The sequence below is a fragment of the Pseudomonadota bacterium genome (genome assembly GCA_018823135.1).
In the GTDB taxonomy this organism is placed as follows: Bacteria; Desulfobacterota; Desulfobulbia; order Desulfobulbales; family CALZHT01; genus JAHJJF01.
Genome location: JAHJJF010000041.1, coordinates 51,132 through 69,098 on the forward strand (window position 1 = coordinate 51,132; position 17,967 = coordinate 69,098).

General features: G+C 50.4%; 17 protein-coding genes. 14 read left to right on the plus strand and 3 right to left on the minus strand.

Features of this window, described 5'->3' with window-relative positions; genetic code table 11:
* The first annotated feature begins 44 nt into the window (after positions 1–44).
* The 14 genes from gspD to KKE17_03710 all read left to right on the plus strand — a co-directional run bounded on the left by gspD (position 45) and on the right by KKE17_03710 (position 13,588).
* Positions 45–2,045, plus strand: a complete 2,001-nt coding sequence (gspD, locus tag KKE17_03645; GenBank protein MBU1709078.1) for a type II secretion system secretin GspD — start codon at positions 45–47, stop codon at positions 2,043–2,045.
* Entirely contained in the window at positions 2,029–3,537 is a 1,509-nt protein-coding gene (gene gspE, locus KKE17_03650) for a type II secretion system ATPase GspE (GenBank protein ID MBU1709079.1), read from the plus strand. The genes gspD and gspE overlap by 17 nt, the downstream gene beginning before the upstream one ends.
* 83 nt (positions 3,538–3,620) lie before the next feature.
* Complete coding sequence (gene gspF / locus KKE17_03655; protein MBU1709080.1) at positions 3,621–4,835, plus strand: type II secretion system inner membrane protein GspF; 1,215 nt, start codon at positions 3,621–3,623, stop codon at positions 4,833–4,835.
* 225 nt (positions 4,836–5,060) lie between these two features.
* Positions 5,061–5,444 carry a type II secretion system minor pseudopilin GspI gene (gene gspI, locus KKE17_03660; GenBank protein ID MBU1709081.1) on the plus strand — a complete coding sequence of 128 codons (384 nt, stop codon included), beginning with the start codon at positions 5,061–5,063 and terminating at the stop codon, positions 5,442–5,444.
* A gap of 226 nt (positions 5,445–5,670) precedes the next feature.
* A complete protein-coding gene (gene gspJ, locus KKE17_03665; GenBank protein MBU1709082.1) occupies positions 5,671–6,336 on the plus strand; it encodes a type II secretion system minor pseudopilin GspJ in 666 nt (221 codons plus the stop codon).
* Positions 6,296–7,288 (plus strand): type II secretion system minor pseudopilin GspK, encoded by a 993-nt coding sequence (gspK, locus tag KKE17_03670; protein MBU1709083.1) that lies wholly within the window; start codon positions 6,296–6,298, stop codon positions 7,286–7,288. The genes gspJ and gspK overlap by 41 nt, the downstream gene beginning before the upstream one ends.
* 280 nt (positions 7,289–7,568) lie before the next feature.
* Complete coding sequence (locus KKE17_03675) at positions 7,569–8,768, plus strand: hypothetical protein (protein ID MBU1709084.1); 1,200 nt, start codon at positions 7,569–7,571, stop codon at positions 8,766–8,768.
* Positions 8,769–9,248: a type II secretion system protein M gene (locus tag KKE17_03680; GenBank protein MBU1709085.1), complete on the plus strand. Its 480-nt coding sequence runs from the start codon at positions 8,769–8,771 to the stop codon at positions 9,246–9,248.
* Positions 9,249–9,310: 62 nt separating this feature from the next.
* Entirely contained in the window at positions 9,311–10,018 is a 708-nt protein-coding gene (locus KKE17_03685) for a type II secretion system protein N (GenBank protein ID MBU1709086.1), read from the plus strand.
* Between the two features lie 239 nt (positions 10,019–10,257).
* Positions 10,258–10,689 (plus strand): type II secretion system major pseudopilin GspG, encoded by a 432-nt coding sequence (gene gspG, locus KKE17_03690; GenBank protein MBU1709087.1) that lies wholly within the window; start codon positions 10,258–10,260, stop codon positions 10,687–10,689.
* A 133-nt stretch (positions 10,690–10,822) separates the two neighbouring features.
* Positions 10,823–11,389 carry a type II secretion system minor pseudopilin GspH gene (gene gspH / locus KKE17_03695; GenBank protein MBU1709088.1) on the plus strand — a complete coding sequence of 189 codons (567 nt, stop codon included), beginning with the start codon at positions 10,823–10,825 and terminating at the stop codon, positions 11,387–11,389.
* A 114-nt stretch (positions 11,390–11,503) separates the two neighbouring features.
* A complete protein-coding gene (locus KKE17_03700) occupies positions 11,504–12,124 on the plus strand; it encodes a hypothetical protein (GenBank protein ID MBU1709089.1) in 621 nt (206 codons plus the stop codon).
* Positions 12,121–12,699: a DNA-3-methyladenine glycosylase I gene (locus KKE17_03705; protein MBU1709090.1), complete on the plus strand. Its 579-nt coding sequence runs from the start codon at positions 12,121–12,123 to the stop codon at positions 12,697–12,699. The genes KKE17_03700 and KKE17_03705 overlap by 4 nt, the downstream gene beginning before the upstream one ends.
* Before the next feature lie 58 nt (positions 12,700–12,757).
* The gene (locus KKE17_03710; GenBank protein ID MBU1709091.1) at positions 12,758–13,588 is read left to right on the plus strand and encodes an SAM-dependent methyltransferase; all 831 of its coding nucleotides are present in this window, start codon (positions 12,758–12,760) and stop codon (positions 13,586–13,588) included.
* A 222-nt stretch (positions 13,589–13,810) separates the two neighbouring features.
* Here KKE17_03710 and KKE17_03715 read toward each other — a convergent pair whose 3' ends face one another.
* The 3 genes from KKE17_03715 to KKE17_03725 all read right to left on the minus strand — a co-directional run.
* Positions 13,811–14,404: a protease complex subunit PrcB family protein gene (locus KKE17_03715; GenBank protein ID MBU1709092.1), complete on the minus strand. Its 594-nt coding sequence runs from the start codon at positions 14,402–14,404 to the stop codon at positions 13,811–13,813.
* Positions 14,405–14,410: 6 nt separating this feature from the next.
* A complete protein-coding gene (locus KKE17_03720) occupies positions 14,411–17,098 on the minus strand; it encodes a S8 family serine peptidase (GenBank protein ID MBU1709093.1) in 2,688 nt (895 codons plus the stop codon).
* Between the two features lie 191 nt (positions 17,099–17,289).
* The coding region (locus KKE17_03725) for a cyclic nucleotide-binding domain-containing protein (protein MBU1709094.1) at positions 17,290–17,967 on the minus strand (678 nt) is incomplete at its 5' end.

A 17,967-nucleotide genomic window follows, 5' to 3' on the forward strand; every position in this document is an offset into this window, starting at 1 on the left:
CTCGTGGCTTTTTACGAGACCGACAAAATTTAATGAGTCTTTTTATGGAACGGATGAAATTTTTATTGGTGACGATGCTATTGGTGGTTTTTTTGTCTCCCGGCGGCGTTCATGCTGCTGAACCTGCGGCTGATGAAGAAATGATCTTTAATTTTCATGACGTGGATATCCGAACGATAATCAAAAGCGTTGCAAAGATCACCGGAAAGAATTTCATCCTTGACCCGGGGGTCAAGGGTAAGGTGACCATTGTGTCCTCTCAGGCGATGTCGGCTGATGAAGTGTACGGTGTATTTCTTTCCATTCTTCAGGTCCATAATTTTTCAGCCATCGAGGCCGGTCAGATTGTCAAGATAATCCCCCACGACCAGGCAAAGCAGGATAATTCGCCAATCATCAACGAGGGCGAAACTCTTGAAAGTGATAAATTCATCACCTTTTTGCATCGGCTTGAATTTGTTGAGTCCGACAAGTTAGTGCCCATCCTCCGTCCATTGATGAATCCCAAGAGTTATCTTGCCGCCCACCAGGATAGCAATACCATCATCATTTCTGATAATGCGGCGAATGTTAAACGACTTGTTGAAATTATAACAAAAATCGACCAGGGCAAGACAGCGGAGCTCGAGGTCGTCAAGTTGCAGCATGCCGATGCCCGTGATGTTGTATCGGTTGTTGAAGGGCTTGACGTCAAGGCCCAGAAAGGAAATGCAGAGGCGCAACAGATTCGCCTCATAGCTGATGAGCGGACCAACAGCATTCTGTTGAGCGGTGCGGAAAGGCTTATTCTGCGGGCCAAGGTGTTGATTGCCCATCTGGATACGCCGGTTGCAACCGAGGGAGATACCCAGGTGGTATTTCTGCGTTATGCCCAGGCAAAAGACCTGATGCCGATCTTGAGCGGTATGAAAACCGAGCAGCAGGGGGGGCAGCCCAATGTCAAAGGCGCGGCAAGGGGAGGAAGGGCTGATGTTATCATTCAGGCTGATGAAGCGACAAATTCCTTGATAATAACCGCCCAGCAAACCGCGATGAAAACCCTTCTGTCTATTGTCCACAAACTTGATATCCGCAGACCGCAGGTGTTAATCGAGGCGGTGGTGGCGGAAGTCACCACGGGCAAAACCGCTGATCTTGGCGTTCAATGGCGTTCCACAGCAGGTACGGATGGCTCAGGGTTTATCGGCGGCACTGATTTTACAAACCCAAATCCCAATAACCCCGGTTCCGGAATTAATTCCCTTGCCGTCAACCCCCTTGGGCTTTCAGGGGGCTTCAACCTGGGATTTTTTAATGGCACCACCACTATTTTCGGCACTGAGATCCTTAATCTCGGGGGATTGATCAGCGCCTTGTCTTCCGACGGCGATACGAATATCCTTTCGACGCCGACCCTGGTGACCCTTGATAATCAGGAAGCGGAGATTATTGTCGGCGAGAACGTTCCTTTTGCCACCGGGAGTTATACCTCCACCGGCAACAATAATCCCCAGAATCCTTTTACCACCTATGAGCGCAAGGATGTCGGGGTGAAACTCAAAATCAAACCGCAGATCAACGAGGGGAATACCGTCCGCCTTGAGCTTGAGCAGGAAGTTTCAAAGGTTATTCAGAGCGCCGCATCCACCGGCCTGCAGAGCACTGATACCCGCTCGATCAAAACAACGGTGATTGTAGAAGACGGTAAGATTCTGGTATTGGGGGGCCTGATCAGTGATGATGTTCAGGAAAATGTTGTCAAGGTGCCATTGCTGGGAGATATCCCGTTTATCGGCGCCCTGTTCCGCTATTCCTATTCAAAGCATGAAAAAAAGAATCTCATGGTTTTTTTGCGGCCGGTGATCTTGAAGGATGAGGAAACCAGCAGTCGAATCACCTTTGACAGATACGATTATATGAGACGCCGCCAGCAGGAGTTCCAGGAAGACGGTGTCAACTTAATGCCCGGGGAGGTTGTGCCGGTGCTTCCTGAGCTTGAAGGATCAGCACATCATACCGATGATCAGTTGCTTGAGGAATCAGGACAGAATGTCGATGCCCAGTGAAAATGTTCATTTTGCCGCACAATTGCCTTTTTCTTTTGCCAGGCGCAATGGAGTGGTTGTGTCCGGGGAAAAAGACGGAAGGGTAACCGTGGTTTGTCGGGAAAAAATAAATTCCTTGCCGGTGATTGAAATCAGGCGGCGATTGAACCGGCCTCTTGATCTTCAGGTGGTGAGCGTCGACGCCTTTGAGGCACTCCTGCAGCGGGTGTATGAGAGCGGTTCCAGCGATACCATGCAGATCGCCGATGATCTTGGCGAAGATATTGATCTGCACAGCATTGCCCAGCAGTTGTCCGAACCCGAAGACCTCCTTGAAAGCGAAGACGATGCGCCGATAATCCGACTTATTAATGGTCTGCTTACCGAAGCGGTGAAAGAAAACGCCTCGGATATTCACGTTGAACCCTTTGAAAATCGTCTGAGAATCAGGTTTCGGGTTGATGGGGTTTTACGCGAAATTCTCCAACCTTCAAAGGTATTGGCGCCTTTGATTGTTTCGCGGATCAAGGTTATGGCGCGGTTGGATATTGCTGAGAAGCGTCTTCCCCAGGATGGACGGATCTCTTTGCGGATTGCCGGCCGACCGGTTGATGTGCGGGTGTCGACAATTCCCGGCGGCCATGGGGAGCGGGTCGTGTTGCGGCTTCTGGATAAACAGGCCGGACGCCTGGATCTGGGTCAGCTTGGCATGGCGGCGGAAACCATGTCGCGCATGGATGTGATTATCCACAGGCCTAACGGAATTATTCTGGTAACCGGGCCAACCGGCTCCGGAAAAACAACGACATTGTATGCGGCTGTGACCCGGTTGAATGACAAAAGCCGCAATATCATGACCGTTGAGGATCCCATCGAATATTATCTTGACGGCATCGGTCAGACTCAGGTGAGCACCAAAGTTAATATGACCTTTGCCCGTGGCTTGCGGGCCATTCTTCGTCAGGATCCGGATGTGGTGATGATCGGCGAGATCCGCGATCTTGAAACTGCGGAGATCGCCGTGCAGGCAAGCTTGACCGGGCATCTTGTTTTTTCCACACTTCATACCAATACAGCGGTGGGGGCGGTGACCCGTCTCAGAGATATGGGGGTTGAGCCCTTCCTTCTTTCATCCACCCTGGTGGGTATTCTTGCTCAGAGACTTGTGCGGCTTCTCTGCCGGGATTGCCGGGTGCCCTATCAACCGACGGCCAGTGAATGTATGGCCCTGGGTTTTGCAAAGGAAGCGCCGCCGGAAATTTTTAAGACGGCTGGTTGTGATCACTGCAATAATCAGGGATACAGCGGGCGTACGGGAATCTATGAACTGGTTCAAGTGGATGACACCCTCCGGCAGATGATTCATGCCGGGGCAGGGGAGCATGAAATGGAGGCTTATGCACGAACCAAGACGGGGAGTATTCGGGGGGACGGCCTGCGCCGGATACTTGATGGTGATACGAGCATTGAGGAAGTAGTCAGGGTAACTCGTGAGGATTTTCGTGAAGAATAGCGCAACGGCTAAGACCTCAACTGCGGTAATTTACAATTATCAACTGTCAATTTTTAATTCCGGCATTGCCGGAGTGGTGAATCATGGGGGCTTTTGAGTATTCAGCGCTTGATACTTCCGGACGCCTGAAAAAAGGGGTGCTTGAGGGCGATACCGCCCGTCAGGTAAGGCAGTTGTTGCGGGATAAAGGATTGTCGCCGGTAAGCGTTGAAGGGGTCTCTGGAGGCGAAACCCGACAATCAAAGAGTATCATGCGCGGCAGAAGTATCAGCCCTACAGACCTTGCTCTCGTCACCAGGCAGCTTGCAACCCTTGTCCGCTCAGGAACCGTTTTGGAAGAGGCCTTGCGAGCTGTGGTCGATCAGACTGACAAGGCGCGGATTAAAAGTGTGATTGCCGCTGTACGCTCAAAGATTCTTGAAGGGTATACTCTTGCGCGGGCATTTGCGGATTTTCCTTCGATTTTTCCGGCATTGTATTGCGCCACAGTTGAGGCAGGCGAGCAGGCCGGGCATCTGGACGTTGTTTTTGAAAGGCTTGCCGACTATACCGAATTCAGGCAGCAGATCAGGCAGAAAACCATGCTTGCCCTGTTGTATCCGGCTTTTTTGACCGTGGTTGCTGTCCTGGTGGTGAGCGCTCTCCTTGCCTATGTGGTGCCGCAGGTTGTTTCGGTTTTTGAAAATGTCGGTCAGGAATTGCCCGTTTTGACCCGCTGGTTGATCGCCACAAGTGGTTTTGTTAAAAGTTACGGACTGTTATGTCTGGTCTTATTTATTGTCGCCGCGGTGGGAATCAAGATACTGTTGCGCAATGAGAAAGTGCTTTTCAGGTTCCACCGCCTGCAGTTGGCAACCCCCATGGTTTCAAGATTTGTCAAGATACTCAACGCCGCCCGTTTTGCGCGGTCATTCAGTATTCTTACCGCAAGCGGAGTTTCAGTGCTTGAAGGCATGCGATTGTCGGCGCAGGTGATCGGCAACCTCCCGATGCGGCGGGCAGTTGAAGAGGCCGCAGGCCGGGTGCGGGAAGGCGAGAGTCTGCATCGCACATTGGCTAAAAGCGGCTATTTCCCGCCCATAACCATTCATCTGATTGCCAGCGGCGAGGCCAGCGCCAATCTTGAAGAAATGCTTGAGCGTGCGGCCCATGCCCAGGAACGGGAAATTGAGACCCTGATTGCCGCGGCAATGGGTATTTTTGAACCGGTTTTGATTCTGGTGATGGGCTTGATCGTTCTGGGTATTGTCCTGGCCATTTTATTGCCGATTCTCGATTTGAACCAACTTGTGCGGTGAGGCGACAGCCTGAATATTTCATGACATGTGTTGGAATGGTTTAATGTTTGAAAAAACAAATTGTGCAGGACAGGATAGAGGTTATTTAATCGAAATTATTCACCTCAAGGGCGAGCCGATATCGCTGAATCTCCTTTGTCATCGATCTTTCCACATAAACTATTATAGTGAAAAGGTCTTTTTCGCGGATCTTCAGCGATCTCAACTCGTGAAATATTCAGGCTAATGCGAGAAATCAGCCGATCAGATAAGGCCTTTACCCTGCTGGAAATACTGGTTGCACTGGCAATTCTCAGTATCATCATGGCGGCGGCGCTAAAAAGCAGCGGCACTTCGGTTACCAACGCAGCGTATCTCAGGGACAGAACCCTTGCCCACTGGGTTGCAATGAATAAGGCAGCTGATCTGCGTCTGGCAAAAAGCTGGATTGCCCCCGGAGTAACCGCTGGAGAAGTGAATTTTGCCGATAATAGCTGGCAGTGGCAGGTAACCGTGGTCGAGACCCCTGACCCTGATATGCGCCGGGCGGCCATAGTCGTAGGCCGGCCTGAGGCGCTGAAATCGCCCCTGGCCGTGTTAAACCTTTTTATCGGACGGCCAAGTACATGATTATTGCTCAACGTTCCGAGTTATTATATGTTACTGAATTTCTGTGGTTTTAAGAGGGTGTTGTCATTTATTTATTTATTTCTTGTAGAAGCCAGGAGCCAGAATTCAGGAGTCAGAATAACTGATTTTTTTTCATTTTTTCTGAATGCTGACTCCTGAATTCTGACTGAAAAAATTGGATTGTCTTGTAATTATAATATGATAAAGCAAGTCAGAAAGTTGAGTTATGGATAACAAGGGTTTTACACTTCTTGAGCTCCTGGTTGCATTTGCTGTTTTTGCTGTGCTTGCGACGATTGCCTACGGTGGGCTCAATTCAATTATTGATACCAGGGTGGCGGTCGCCGGTGAATCAGCGCGACTCGCCCAATTGCAGCGAGCTTTCAGTATTATGGAAAGGGATGTTGAACAGGCGGTATCTCGTTCGATCCGTGATGAATTGGGAGAGTTTCAGCCCGCCATGCTTTTACGCGGCGACTCGGTTGAGCCGGTTCTGGAATTCACCCGCAACGGCTGGCGAAATCCAACCGGCAGTGCACGGAGTAATCTGCAGAGAGTCGCCTATGGTATCCGGGAAAATAATTTAATCCGCTATCACTGGCCGGTACTTGACCGGGTTCAGGATACTGCTGCGATTGAAAGGGTTGTCCTGGAGGGAGTTGATGCCTTTCAAGTCAGTTTCTTCCGTGCCGACAGCTGGCATGAGGTCTGGCCTCCGGCTGTAAGCGCTTCAATTTCAATCGTCCAGCAAAGAGCCATGTTGCCGGGGGCGGTGGCAATAGCAGTGGATGTTGGGGGTTGGGGAGAGCTTAAAAGGATTTTTCTCATAGCCTCGGGTGATGGAAGTTCCGTTGGCTCCGGCAGTGCCGGAAATCCAGAGAGTGGCGGCTGAAATGGTTTCTTTGAGTGGATCATTGGCAAATAAGCGCGGTGTTGCGCTGATCACCGTGCTGTTAATCACCGCGCTGGTTTCAATGATGGTGGTGTCAATGGTTTCAAGTCAGCAGATCGATATCCGCAGAAACGGTAATATTGTTGACGGTGATCAGTGCCTTGTCCTGGCTGAAGGGGTTGTCGACTGGGCCGTACAGGTTTTGATCCGTGATAAAAAAAATGGCGGGAATGACAGCCTCGGTGAGGAGTGGGCAATAGGGCTTATCCCCACCGAAGTTGAAGGTGGGGCGGTATCGGGATTTCTTGAAGACATGCATGGCCGGTTTAATCTGAATAATCTGGTTTCAACAAAACCGGACCTGCAAGGCCAGAGCCGTAAACAGTTTGAGCGGATGCTCGACATGTGCGGCCTGGATACAAATCTGCTTAACGCGCTTATCGACTGGCTGGATGCGGATTCGGATCTTACCTCCGGCGGCGGGGCCGAGGATGAAACCTATGCCTGGCTTGAGACACCATACCGGACGGCAAACAGCATAATGACCAGCCCCAGTGAACTGCAACTGGTTGCGGGTTTCGATTATAAGGCATACAATTGTCTTGCGCCGCATATTACAACGCTGCCTCTTTTTCCGACAGAACCCCTTGTAAACGTGAATACTGCCTCAGCCTTTGTTCTGGCGGCGCTTTCTGCTGATTTTTCATTGAATGAGGCAAAAAACTTTGTTGAAGAACGGCCTGCCGGGGGGTATGCATCAGTAAACGATTTTTTACAGGATCAAAACCTTGCGGGAAGCGGAATTGCCGGCACGTTTCTCACGGTTTCCAGCGATTATTTTCTGGCCAACGCCAAGGCCGAGGTTGGAAACGGCAGGGTGTCCATGTATAGTCTGCTTTACCGGCAGGGCAATAAAGTGGATAAAATAAACAAGAGTATCGGGGCATATTAAAACTTGGACTTTCTGAGCAGATTTAAGTAACTGAATACAAATAAATTAATCAGTGATTTCGATCAAGTTATTCAATTTGAATTTAGAATACAGCCGTCAGCAACCAGAAGAAATGCTGTACAATAAGTTATTCTGAATCCTGGCTTCCGGAGTCACGTAAACTTGCTTACCTGAATGCTTAGGACAGTGAATCAATAGCACTGTTTTTTTAAGATAACTACATAATTTCAACCAATTAGAATAAGTCAGATAGTTCAGTTAATAAAGGGTTTACTATCACATGGACACCGTGGTTATCAGAATAGGGACAGGAACATCTGAAGAAGTCACCTGGGCGGAGAGTTTCCCGGACGGCTCCTGGAAGACTCAATCTGGGCCGTTAAGGGCTGCAGTCTCAAAATCCGGCAGACAACGGCTGGTTGCCCTGGTCCCCGGGCAGGAGGTTTTTCTAGCCGATGTCACGCTTCCCGTACGGGGCAGGAAATATATGCTGCAGGCGATTCCCTTTGCCCTTGAGGACCGCCTTGCAGAGGATGTGGAGGAACTCCATTTTGCTCATGGCAGAAAGCGAAGTGACGGCAGTATGGCCGTGGCAGTTGTTTCTGCCCAAAGGATGGCTGAGTGGCGGCGTATTTTTGCGGAAGGAGGCATTGAACCGGATGTTCTGCTGCCTGAAAGCCTTGCGCTTCCATATGACGATGGAATTATCACCGTATGTGTTGACCTGGATATCGTCCATGTGAGGACCGGCATTGATAAAGGTTTTGCGGTTGACAGGGAAAACCTTGAAGCATTACTCCTCTCCGAATTTGAAAAATCCGGAGAGCGGCGGATTTTTCTGTATGGGATGGCTGTGGAGGAATTTAAGGATGATTCATTACGAAAAAATGCCGAAGACCGACAGGGCGGTGTTCAATCAGTCATGGAGGTCTTTATCAAGGATATTCATTCCTATGGTGAGCTAAACCTGTTGCAAGGGATTTTTGCCAGACATGCGGAGTGGAAGAAAATTATCAAGTTATGGTGGGTTCCTGCGGTGGTTTTAGGCGTTGTCGTGGCCCTTCATGGGACAATCAGAATACAGGAATATATGAGTTTGAGTGCGGAAAAGGAGAAGATTGGTTCACAGATTGAAGCGCTTTACCGGAAAACATTTCCCGACGCCAAAAAAATTGTAAACCCCCGGGCCCAGATGGAAAGCAGGCTCAATAAGCTCAAAGGGGCTGATGCCGGCGAAAGCAATCTTTTATATCTTCTTGATGCCGTAGGCCCGCTATTCCTTGAGGCGCCGGGATATGAACTTCAGAATCTTCGCTACAAGGATTTGCAGCTGGATCTGGATATGCAAGTGAAAGACCTCAAGGCCCTGGACAGATTAAAAACAGGCTTGACCAATGAAGCGGGCCTGGATGTAGAAATCAGGACCGCCTCTGCCAAGGGTGATCACGTGGCAACCCGTCTACAGGTGAGGGCAAGATAAATGACATATTTAGCAAGATTTAATAGTCGTGAGCGTATGGCCCTCATTCTTGGTGGAATAATTATCCTGATTGCGGCGCTGTATGTTTTTGTCCTTGAGCCGTTTAATAACAGCTTACAGGGTATGCGTAACGAAGTTCCGTTAAAAAGGCAGGAATTAGTCTGGATGCAGGATGCGGTGCGACAGGTGAATTTGGTTAAGGGGCCGGGTAAACTCGAAGAGGCAGCCGGTAAAGGCTCCTTGCTGGCAATAATTGATCAGACTGCGGCGCAACGAAAACTTGCCGGGAATATGAAGCGTATCGAGCCGGACGACCAGGACCGGGCCAAGGTCTGGCTTGAGGACGCGGTGTTTACGGATATTGTTTTGTGGCTGCGGCTCCTTGAGGCGAAGGGAATTGTCGCTGTCGCATATACCTCTGAGAGTCGCAATGCAGCAGGAATTGTCAATGCAAAAATAACCCTGAAAGGATCCTCGTGAAAAAGAGACTCAAATACATAGTGTTTTTCTTTTTTGCATATGTTTTTTTTCTGGTGTTTTTTATGCCGGCGGATTTTGCCTACGGCCTGTTGCAGAAGAAAATACCGCAAATTGCCAGGATAAAGGTTTATGGTGTCGATGGCCCGTGGCATAATGGAAAGGCCCGGGGAGTCGCGGTTGATACTGTGGAGGCGACAAACGTCAGTTGGCGGCTTCAACCTGTTTCATTGATTACCGGTAGAGCTGTGGTTGATCTGCATTTTCAATTGGTTGACAGCGATTTTGATTGCAGGATCAGAGCCCGGCGCGGAAAACTTGACCTGGATGATCTACAGGCGCAATTTCCGGCCACACTGCTCACAAAAGTTCTTCCTGATATGTATGCGGTTCCTTTGGGCGGCCTGATTCGTGTTGCCGTAAACAAAGTAAAAATCCGAGATGGCCTGGTAGCCCTGGCCGAGGGTAGAATTGTCTGGACAGGGGCGGAAACAACCAGCGAACCGCAGGTGCGGTTTGGAGACCTGACTGTGGATATTGCAACTTCCGAACAGGGAGTCACCGCTATTTTAACCGATTCGGGCGGGCCACTGGCCGCAGAAGGTGCATTAATCGTGTCGCCTGATGGGAAATATTCTTTTACCGGTAATTTTTCGGTACGCGATAAAGAGCAAACCGCACTCGTTGATGCTTTATCGTTGCTGGGCAGACCGGCAGCCGATGGCAGTATGGGGGTGAATTTTTCAGGTGAGGTTGGCCGGGTATTGTTTTGATATCGCTGGTTGGAGCGGTCTACGCGTCCGACGAGTGCTTTATGCGAGTCCGACAATGAGTGATGACATCCTGAAAAGGTATAAACCGAATTATCGCCACTAATAATATTAATCAGTTACAGATAAAATACGCGTCCGACGAGTGCTTTATGCGAGTCCGACAATGATTACGAGGCGCATAAATGATAATTTTGAGGAATGGTTGGATGAATCAAATACAAAATAAAAGAGCTTCCATTATGGTACAAAACAATGAAAAAGGCTTTACGCTGATTGAGATTATGGTGGTCGTGGTGATTTTGAGTATTTTAGCCGCGATAATCGTCCCGAGGATTATGGACCGGCCTGACCAGGCAAGAATCGTCAAAGCCAAACAGGACATCCGGGTGCTTGAAAATTCCTTGAAGCTTTACAAATTGGATAATTATTTTTACCCGACCACCGATCAGGGCCTTGAGGCTCTGGTGCAACGTCCGGAGGATCAACCTGAACCCAAAAAGTGGAAGGATGGCGGGTATATTGACCGGCTCCCGAAAGATCCATGGGGCAATCCTTACCAGTATCTGAATCCGGGTGTTTTTGGTCCACTGGATATATTTTCTCTGGGTGCGGACGGGCAACTGGGCGGTGATGGCCTTGATGCGGAAATCGGCAACTGGAATCTTGAGTAATCAGCTTGGAGTCTTTTTATTTGTTGCTCACCAACAGTCTTAGTTTTGTTCTATTGATTAGTTATTTTATGCAATTATCCGCGATTGTGCCCTTGAATTTTCTGTAAATCAGCCTTTCAGCCAACATCTACCTATGAACTTCCGCGACAGTTCTCAAAAAGATTTACCCTTTGACCGCAACGGTTTTACCCTCCTCGAAATAATGGTGGTTCTGCTGATAATCGGCATTGTCATTGGTGTGGCGGCCTTTTCCATTGATACACGAAAAGACGAGATTGAAATTGAAGCGAGACGTTTTGTGTCGTTAATTGATCTTGCAATGGAAGAAGCCGTGCTCAAAGGAGAAGAATATGCCGTGCGGTTTACCCATGAGGGATATGTATTTCTCCGGCATGAGGAAGGACGTTGGCTTGACCTTGAGAAAGAAGGCGTTTTTCGCTCAAGGCGGCTTCCTGAAGGAGTTAGATTTGAGATTTCTCTGGAAGGGGAATCGGCGGCAATCAAAGATGACCGGGAAGAGGGTTCTTCAGATGATGAAAAGATTCAGCCGGAAATCCTTCTTTTATCAAGCGGCGAATATACGCAATTTGAAGTCCGTTTCATTGATCGATATGATAGTAATATCAGTTTCAATGTGATCGGTGATCCGCTGAAAGGGTTTCATGTCATGGACGAGAGCAGAAAGGATCGTCTGAGATAAGTTTATCTTGGCACGGCGTATATAATTGGCCCTAACCCTCGGCATCAACATTTAAACATCTTCTCTTAGAATCAATGACGTTGGCGGCATCTTACTCTTACCAGGGTGGTGTCTATGGAAAATGATCCGGTCTTTACAGCAGTTTTCTCCAACCCGTTTTTTATGTTAACGCGACGAACCTTCCTGCGCCTGCTGTCCAGTGGCATGGTCCTGGTGGCATTGCCTCCGCTGACCGGCTGCAGCGGCGGTGGCGATGGCAGCTCAGCGGACGACAACACCACGCAACCGATCGGCACAGGTGCCGAAACCGGCCAGGGGATCGAGGGAACCCCGGTGTCGGACACGGAGCGACTCGCCACACTGGATGCAATTGAAACGGAATTCAAGCGTCAACTTGGCACCGGAACAACCTTTGATCCCGCTGCGATGGTCGCCTTTCTTAAACAACAACCTTTCTTTCATGAAGTGGGCTATACCACCGCATCCGCCTGCGCCTGGGCGTTATTCACCGACGATCGGAAACTGCTCATCATCAACAATGTCGATCTCGATTTACCGGCGGCTCAAGCCGCCGCAATAACGGCTGCAGCCGGTACAACCGGCGCCGCTCCCCAAAAAACCACTCAAGCCGCAACATGCGCCATTTTCGCATCCCAGGACGACCCGCTTGTGACTCAGGATCAGTTCCGCCTGAGCGCAATCGGGGCGGTCGTTAGTATCGGAGGAAATGCATGAAACGCTGCGCCTGGGTAACCGACGACCCTCTGTATATCGAATACCACGACAAGGAATGGGGCGTTCCCCTTCACGACGACCGGAAACTTTTTGAGATGCTCATTCTTGAAGGGGCCCAAGCGGGATTAAGCTGGTTGACTGTTCTTAAAAGGCGTACTACATACAGAGTCGCGTACGATGGTTTTGACCCGGTGAAAATCGCGAACTGGGACCAAGGAAAAATCGATCGGTTGCTGAAAGACCCCGGAATCATCCGCAACCGACTTAAGGTGCAATCGGCACAATGCAACGCCAGGGCTTATCTGCAAGTCATTGACGAGTATAAAAGCTTCGATGCATTTATCTGGTCCTTTGTCGGTGGTAGGCCGATTCAGAATTCCCGGCGCCACATACATCAGATCCCGGCTGCCACTCCGGAATCCGACAGAATGAGCAGGGAACTCAAGCGCAGAGGGTTTACCTTTGTCGGCTCGACAATCTGCTACGCTTTCATGCAGGGGGTTGGAATGGTAAATGATCATGTTACGGACTGCTTCCGGCATGCGCCTCTCACAATAAACCGCAACAAAAGCTGACAGACGGCCCAGGCGCCCCGCCCCATAAATTCAACCGAGTGCAAGGTTTAAGAGTTTGATCCAGGAAAAACACGAAATACGGCCAGGGCAATCCATCGAGCTGCTGAAGGAACTGCACATCCTCACCCGCGACGGGAAGCTGAACCAGGACAGCAGACGCAAGCTCAAGCAGGTCTATCACCTCTATCAATTCATCGAGCCGCTCCTCAAGGCGGTCCAGGAGGATCATCCCGATATCTCCCTGGTGGATCACGGGGCGGGAAAATCCTATCTCGGCTTCATCCTCTACGACCTTTTTTTCAAGGATCAGGACAACGGTTCCCATATCTGGGGCATCGAAACACGGGACGAGCTGGTTTTGAAATCACGGGCTCTTGCGGCACGACTGAAATTTTCCGGCATGTCGTTTCTGGAATTGTCAGTCGCCGAGGCCATTGATTCCAAAGACTTGCCGGCAACGGTTGATGTGGTGACCGCGCTGCATGCCTGCGATACCGCCACCGACGATGCCATTCATTTCGCCTTGAAGAAACAGGCCCGGTTTATCGTGGTGGTACCCTGTTGCCAGGCCGAAGTCGCGGCAATGCTCCGGAAAAACAAAGGCCAGACCCTTGCAGGCAAGAGCCTTGCCGAAATATGGCGGCATCCGCTGCACACGCGCGAATTCGGCAGCCTGGTCACCAATGTGCTCCGTTGTCTGCAACTGGAAGCGCACGGCTATCAGGTCACGGTCACCGAGCTTGTGGGCTGGGAACACTCCATGAAAAACGAACTGATCATCGCCATATACAAAGACCTGCCGCGCCGCCGTCCAAGCGAACGTCTGCAGGAAGTGCTCATAAGCCTTGGCCTTGAAGAAATGAGCTCCCGGTTCTTCACGCCCTCATAAATTCCCGACTTGAAACCGGAATTGGTAAATGCTGTCTTTCTTCAGGGCAATGTCTTAACGTGCCCCGACTTAACTGTTTGAAAAAATTATGATAATTGTGTGATAAAGGTTTGGCGCTGGGTTCGGCATGTTTTTTGGTGACTATTTAGAGGAGTTGATATCGGCCCATGGGAGTGCCGGGTAAATTCAGGATTTCGCATTGTGCAGAAAAGCAAGTTCCTGTCACTTCAACGCAAGTTCGATTTCAGCCCGGACCCTGTCATCCTGATCAGTCACCCGGATTTTTCCAAAATTAAGCTTCGGAAGCCGGATCATCATCCAGGGGCTGGTTACGACCTGGGCGGTTATCATCCCTTGTTGAGGCTCAAGCCAATGAATCCGAACGGAGGCAATACCATCTGTAAGTAATGCCGTGTCTTCGGCAAGAGAAAGACTGTAACCTGCGGAGGGTTTCTCCCCCATTGCCACAAAAAGAATTCCTTCATTTGCGAAATCAGGGAGGAGAAAGCTTTTGTTGCTTCCCCCGAGCATCTGGCGGGGGATTTTTCCCCGCAGACCTTCATAGGATTTATTGTCGCGAAGCCAGAGCGCCTGAGTTTTTTGTCCGGGCCTGTTAAAATGAATCCCGGAATCCAGTACTGTTATCGCAAACTTGTGCTCATTAACTGCCGCGCCGGGAGTTTTTTCTGTAAGGCCAATTCCTTGAACCGATTGCATGGGTGTGTCGTCAGGATGCCCATCGTTTCCCATAGCAATGGCGAAGCCCGGGCAGGTCAGACAGATTGTCAATAAACCCAAAAAGAAAATACAGCGCATAAGAGGTCACTTTATCCTTTTGTCGCGGCGAAAGGAAATTCCTTGAGGCGGAATTGATTGTATGCCTGCTGAGGCTGACTGAACACTGGTATTGTAGCCGCTGGTAAAATTAATGCCGGATATATTGCTCGAACTTATGGTGATTGGTGTCAGCGCGTTGACAGTGGGATAGCCGCTGCAGGCCTCGCCCGGATCGCAGAGATAGCCGTCATTGTCTGAATCCGTTCCGGCAAGAACATAATAGGTGCCGGCAGGTACTGCGCTGAAACTATAATTATAGACGCTTCCGATGATCGCCGCATGGGTGGTGGGGTTGGTGGCAAGTGGATTGGTGGGATCCCAGAGGATCATCCAGTGAAGACCCGTATTCCCGGCATTGCTTAAATTGTTCCGGATGTTCACCGGAAGCGTGTAGCTGCCTGCGCTGGTTGTCGGAAAAGTGATGGAGGCGCTTGCTGTGGACTCGGTTAATCCCGCTCGGTCAACCTCGACAGTATAGGTGCCCTTGCCGCTTCCCAGATCGGTTGTCAGCGTCACGGATGTAATCCAGCTGGCGTTTTCTGTGGGGCTGTTGACGGTCAGAGGGGTGCCTCCGCCGTCGGCAACTTCCACGGTCAGTGATGTTGTGCTGGCCCCGAAGTTCAAGGATGATGGAGAAAGCGAGAGGGTGGGTGGAATTATTCCGGTGCTGGCTTCCTTGACTGCTTTGAGCGCATCAATCATGCCGTGGCCAAAATAAACATCTTTTCCCGGAGTTCCAATATCCTCGGTGATGCTTCCGGAGAGCAGATAAGCGTCGAGATCGTCCGGTGTGAGATCGGGCTTGACCGCTTTCATCAGAGCAACGACACCTGCCATATGGGGTGCTGCCATGGATGTTCCCTGATAAAATTTATAGACATTGGCAATGGAGCTGCCGGAATCATCGCCCACCGTGCTCAACACGCCGTCGGCATAGCCATCGGCGTTCAGGTCGACGCTGGTGTCGCCGCCGGGCGCAGCAACATCAACCATGGAACCATAGTTGGAATAGGGGGCCCGGGCTTTGTTCATGTCAACTGCGCTCACCGAAACAACTCCGTCATAGGAAGCGGGGTAGCTTGGGCTACTGGTGTTTTCGTTGCCTGCTGCGGCAATGATGATAACGCCGGCGCCGTAGTTTCCATTATTGCGAACATTTGTGTAAACATCCTGTTCGGTTTGCGAGGAGCCGCTGCCGCCGAGACTCAGGTTAATGATTTGCGCCGGAGTGAACGGCACCGTGCCTGAGTCGTTGGCAAGTCCTGCGGCATACAGCAAGCCCTGCTGGATGTCATAACTGGTGCCGCCGCCCTTGCCAAGCACCCGGATCGGCATGATTTTGGTGTCCCAGGTGACGCCGGCAACACCGCTGCCGGGTCCCGCTGTATTTGTTTCGGCGCCGATGGTGCCGGCAACATGGGTGCCGTGGAAAGAGCTGCCGCCCGGGGTGCTGCCGTCACCCGGATCATCGGGATTGAAATCGATTCCGTCGCCGTCATTGGCAATGGTTGTATTGCTGATGAAATCATAGCCCTGGCATGCTGATGAAAACTGGCAGACCCGGTTGTTCAGGTCCGGGTGGCTGAGGATGATACCGGTATCAACAACCGCGACAATAACAGAGGCATTGCCGGTGGTGATGTCCCAGGCCTGAGGGAGGTTTATAAGGGGATAATGCCATTGGTACGAATAGTATTCGTCAACCGGGGTTTTGCTTGCCTGGCGGATATAATTGAGATCAGCGGTTTTGATATCAGCCCGTTTCCTGAGGGCCTTTATCGCACGGATGGTATCGTATTTTTTAAGCATCTCCATATCTGCAGATGCCAGTTTTTCGGCCATGGGATCAAGGGAGTCAATCCCAAGAGCCTGGAAAGCGGCGGCTTTCGTTGCAGGATTGCCGAGACTGAGCAGAACCGGCCTGCCGAAATCACCGGCTTTATGGAGCAACCCCAGGGATTGGGCCTTGGCTGTAATGGTTTTATTTCCGGTGAAGTTTGCAGAAAGAAGGGTTTCATTGAAACGGACAATGACTTCCCCCGGCACAAATTCATCCTCAAGCCGTAAGTTGCCGATGGGCGCGGCAGCAGCGGTCTGGCCGATAGAAAGGGTATAGTTGGAGGCCCCTGAAAAAGCGTATACTAGGATATAATAATCTTCGCTGCTGGTTATTAAGATGTTTTCGGAGACACCGTTTCCATATTGATTTTCTGACGACTTGATTGGTGTTGTTGTGTTGCTGGTTGTGAAAAGGTAGAGATCCAGGTCGGGATTGGTGCCGGAGGTGCCGTCGTGATCACTGACATCAAGAAGAATAGTCTGTCCGGCGGAAAGTGTCGCCCGGTACCAGTCGTATATATCAGATCCTGATGCAAACCGGTCGCCGCTGTTTCCCGTGGAGGTCCTGGTAGCAAAGCCCCCGACGGTTACGGGATTAGTGATAAGCTGGGCCGTTGCGGCAGTGCCATTGTCGTTGTACGATGAAACCGGGTCATTGGTGTCAACGTCGATGTCGGTTGCGGAGGCTGCGGTGACTGTGCCGCTCACCGAATAGGTTGCTGCGGGAGGTGCGTCGCTGCCGCCACCGCCACATCCGGACAAGAAAGATATGGTGAGTAAAGTGGCAAACAAGGCAAGCGAGGGGAGTAATCGGGCGTTGCGATTCTTGTTCATTTTTCCTCCGGAGTGGTGACGTCTTGAGCGTGATGTTGAAACTATTGGGTAACTATCTGTATTTTTTGGTGAAATTTCATTTTGAAAATGGATTATACGATATCTTCTCAATTCAGTAAAAAATTTTACCTGGATTGCCGGTTTTTTGCAAGAAAGTCGATCAAATGCAGAAACAGGAGCAAGAGAGGCCCTTAACTCTTGCGGCGGGTGTTTTCAATTTCCCAGATCGTCTGGCTGTCCAGGGGTTTATCAAATTTCATATGAACTGAATAATCTGTGTCCTGGCGGAATTCCTGGGGATTATATCGAACACCGATGACCGTGCCGTTTTCGTTGATTTCGTGGGTGGAGTGGCTTATTTTTACATTCATTTTCTTGCCGAGCAGGAGACGTGCTGTTTCCTTTTGACGCGCTTTTATCAGGAATGACACGCCGCCGACGGAAATGTCGCTAAGATCGCCCATAAGTACTTTTCCAAGAGCCTGACCGGCAGCATTGACCAGTTGGATAAGGATCGTCCCGGTAATCGGCACACGTTGTTGTCGGCGGCGGTTAATGGATTTTTTCTGTAAGAGGTCGCTGGCGGTCTCGGAACGAAGACAGAAGTCGTGAATTTTCGACTCTAGGGCAGGAAGATCCTTTTGCCATTGTTTCAGTACGGAGCGGTCAAGAAACTTTATTTTTACATTTGAAATCGCAACCAGGGTCGTAGTGCACAGTGATGCGGTGAAAAAAGTGTCATCCCCGGCTATGTCACCGGTGCCCATCTTTTTAATAAACAACTCCCTGTCCCCCTGGCGGTAAAGGATGTTGAGCTTGCCGCCATTAATAAAATAGAGACTGGAGTTTTCCTGGCCCTGCTGGAAAAT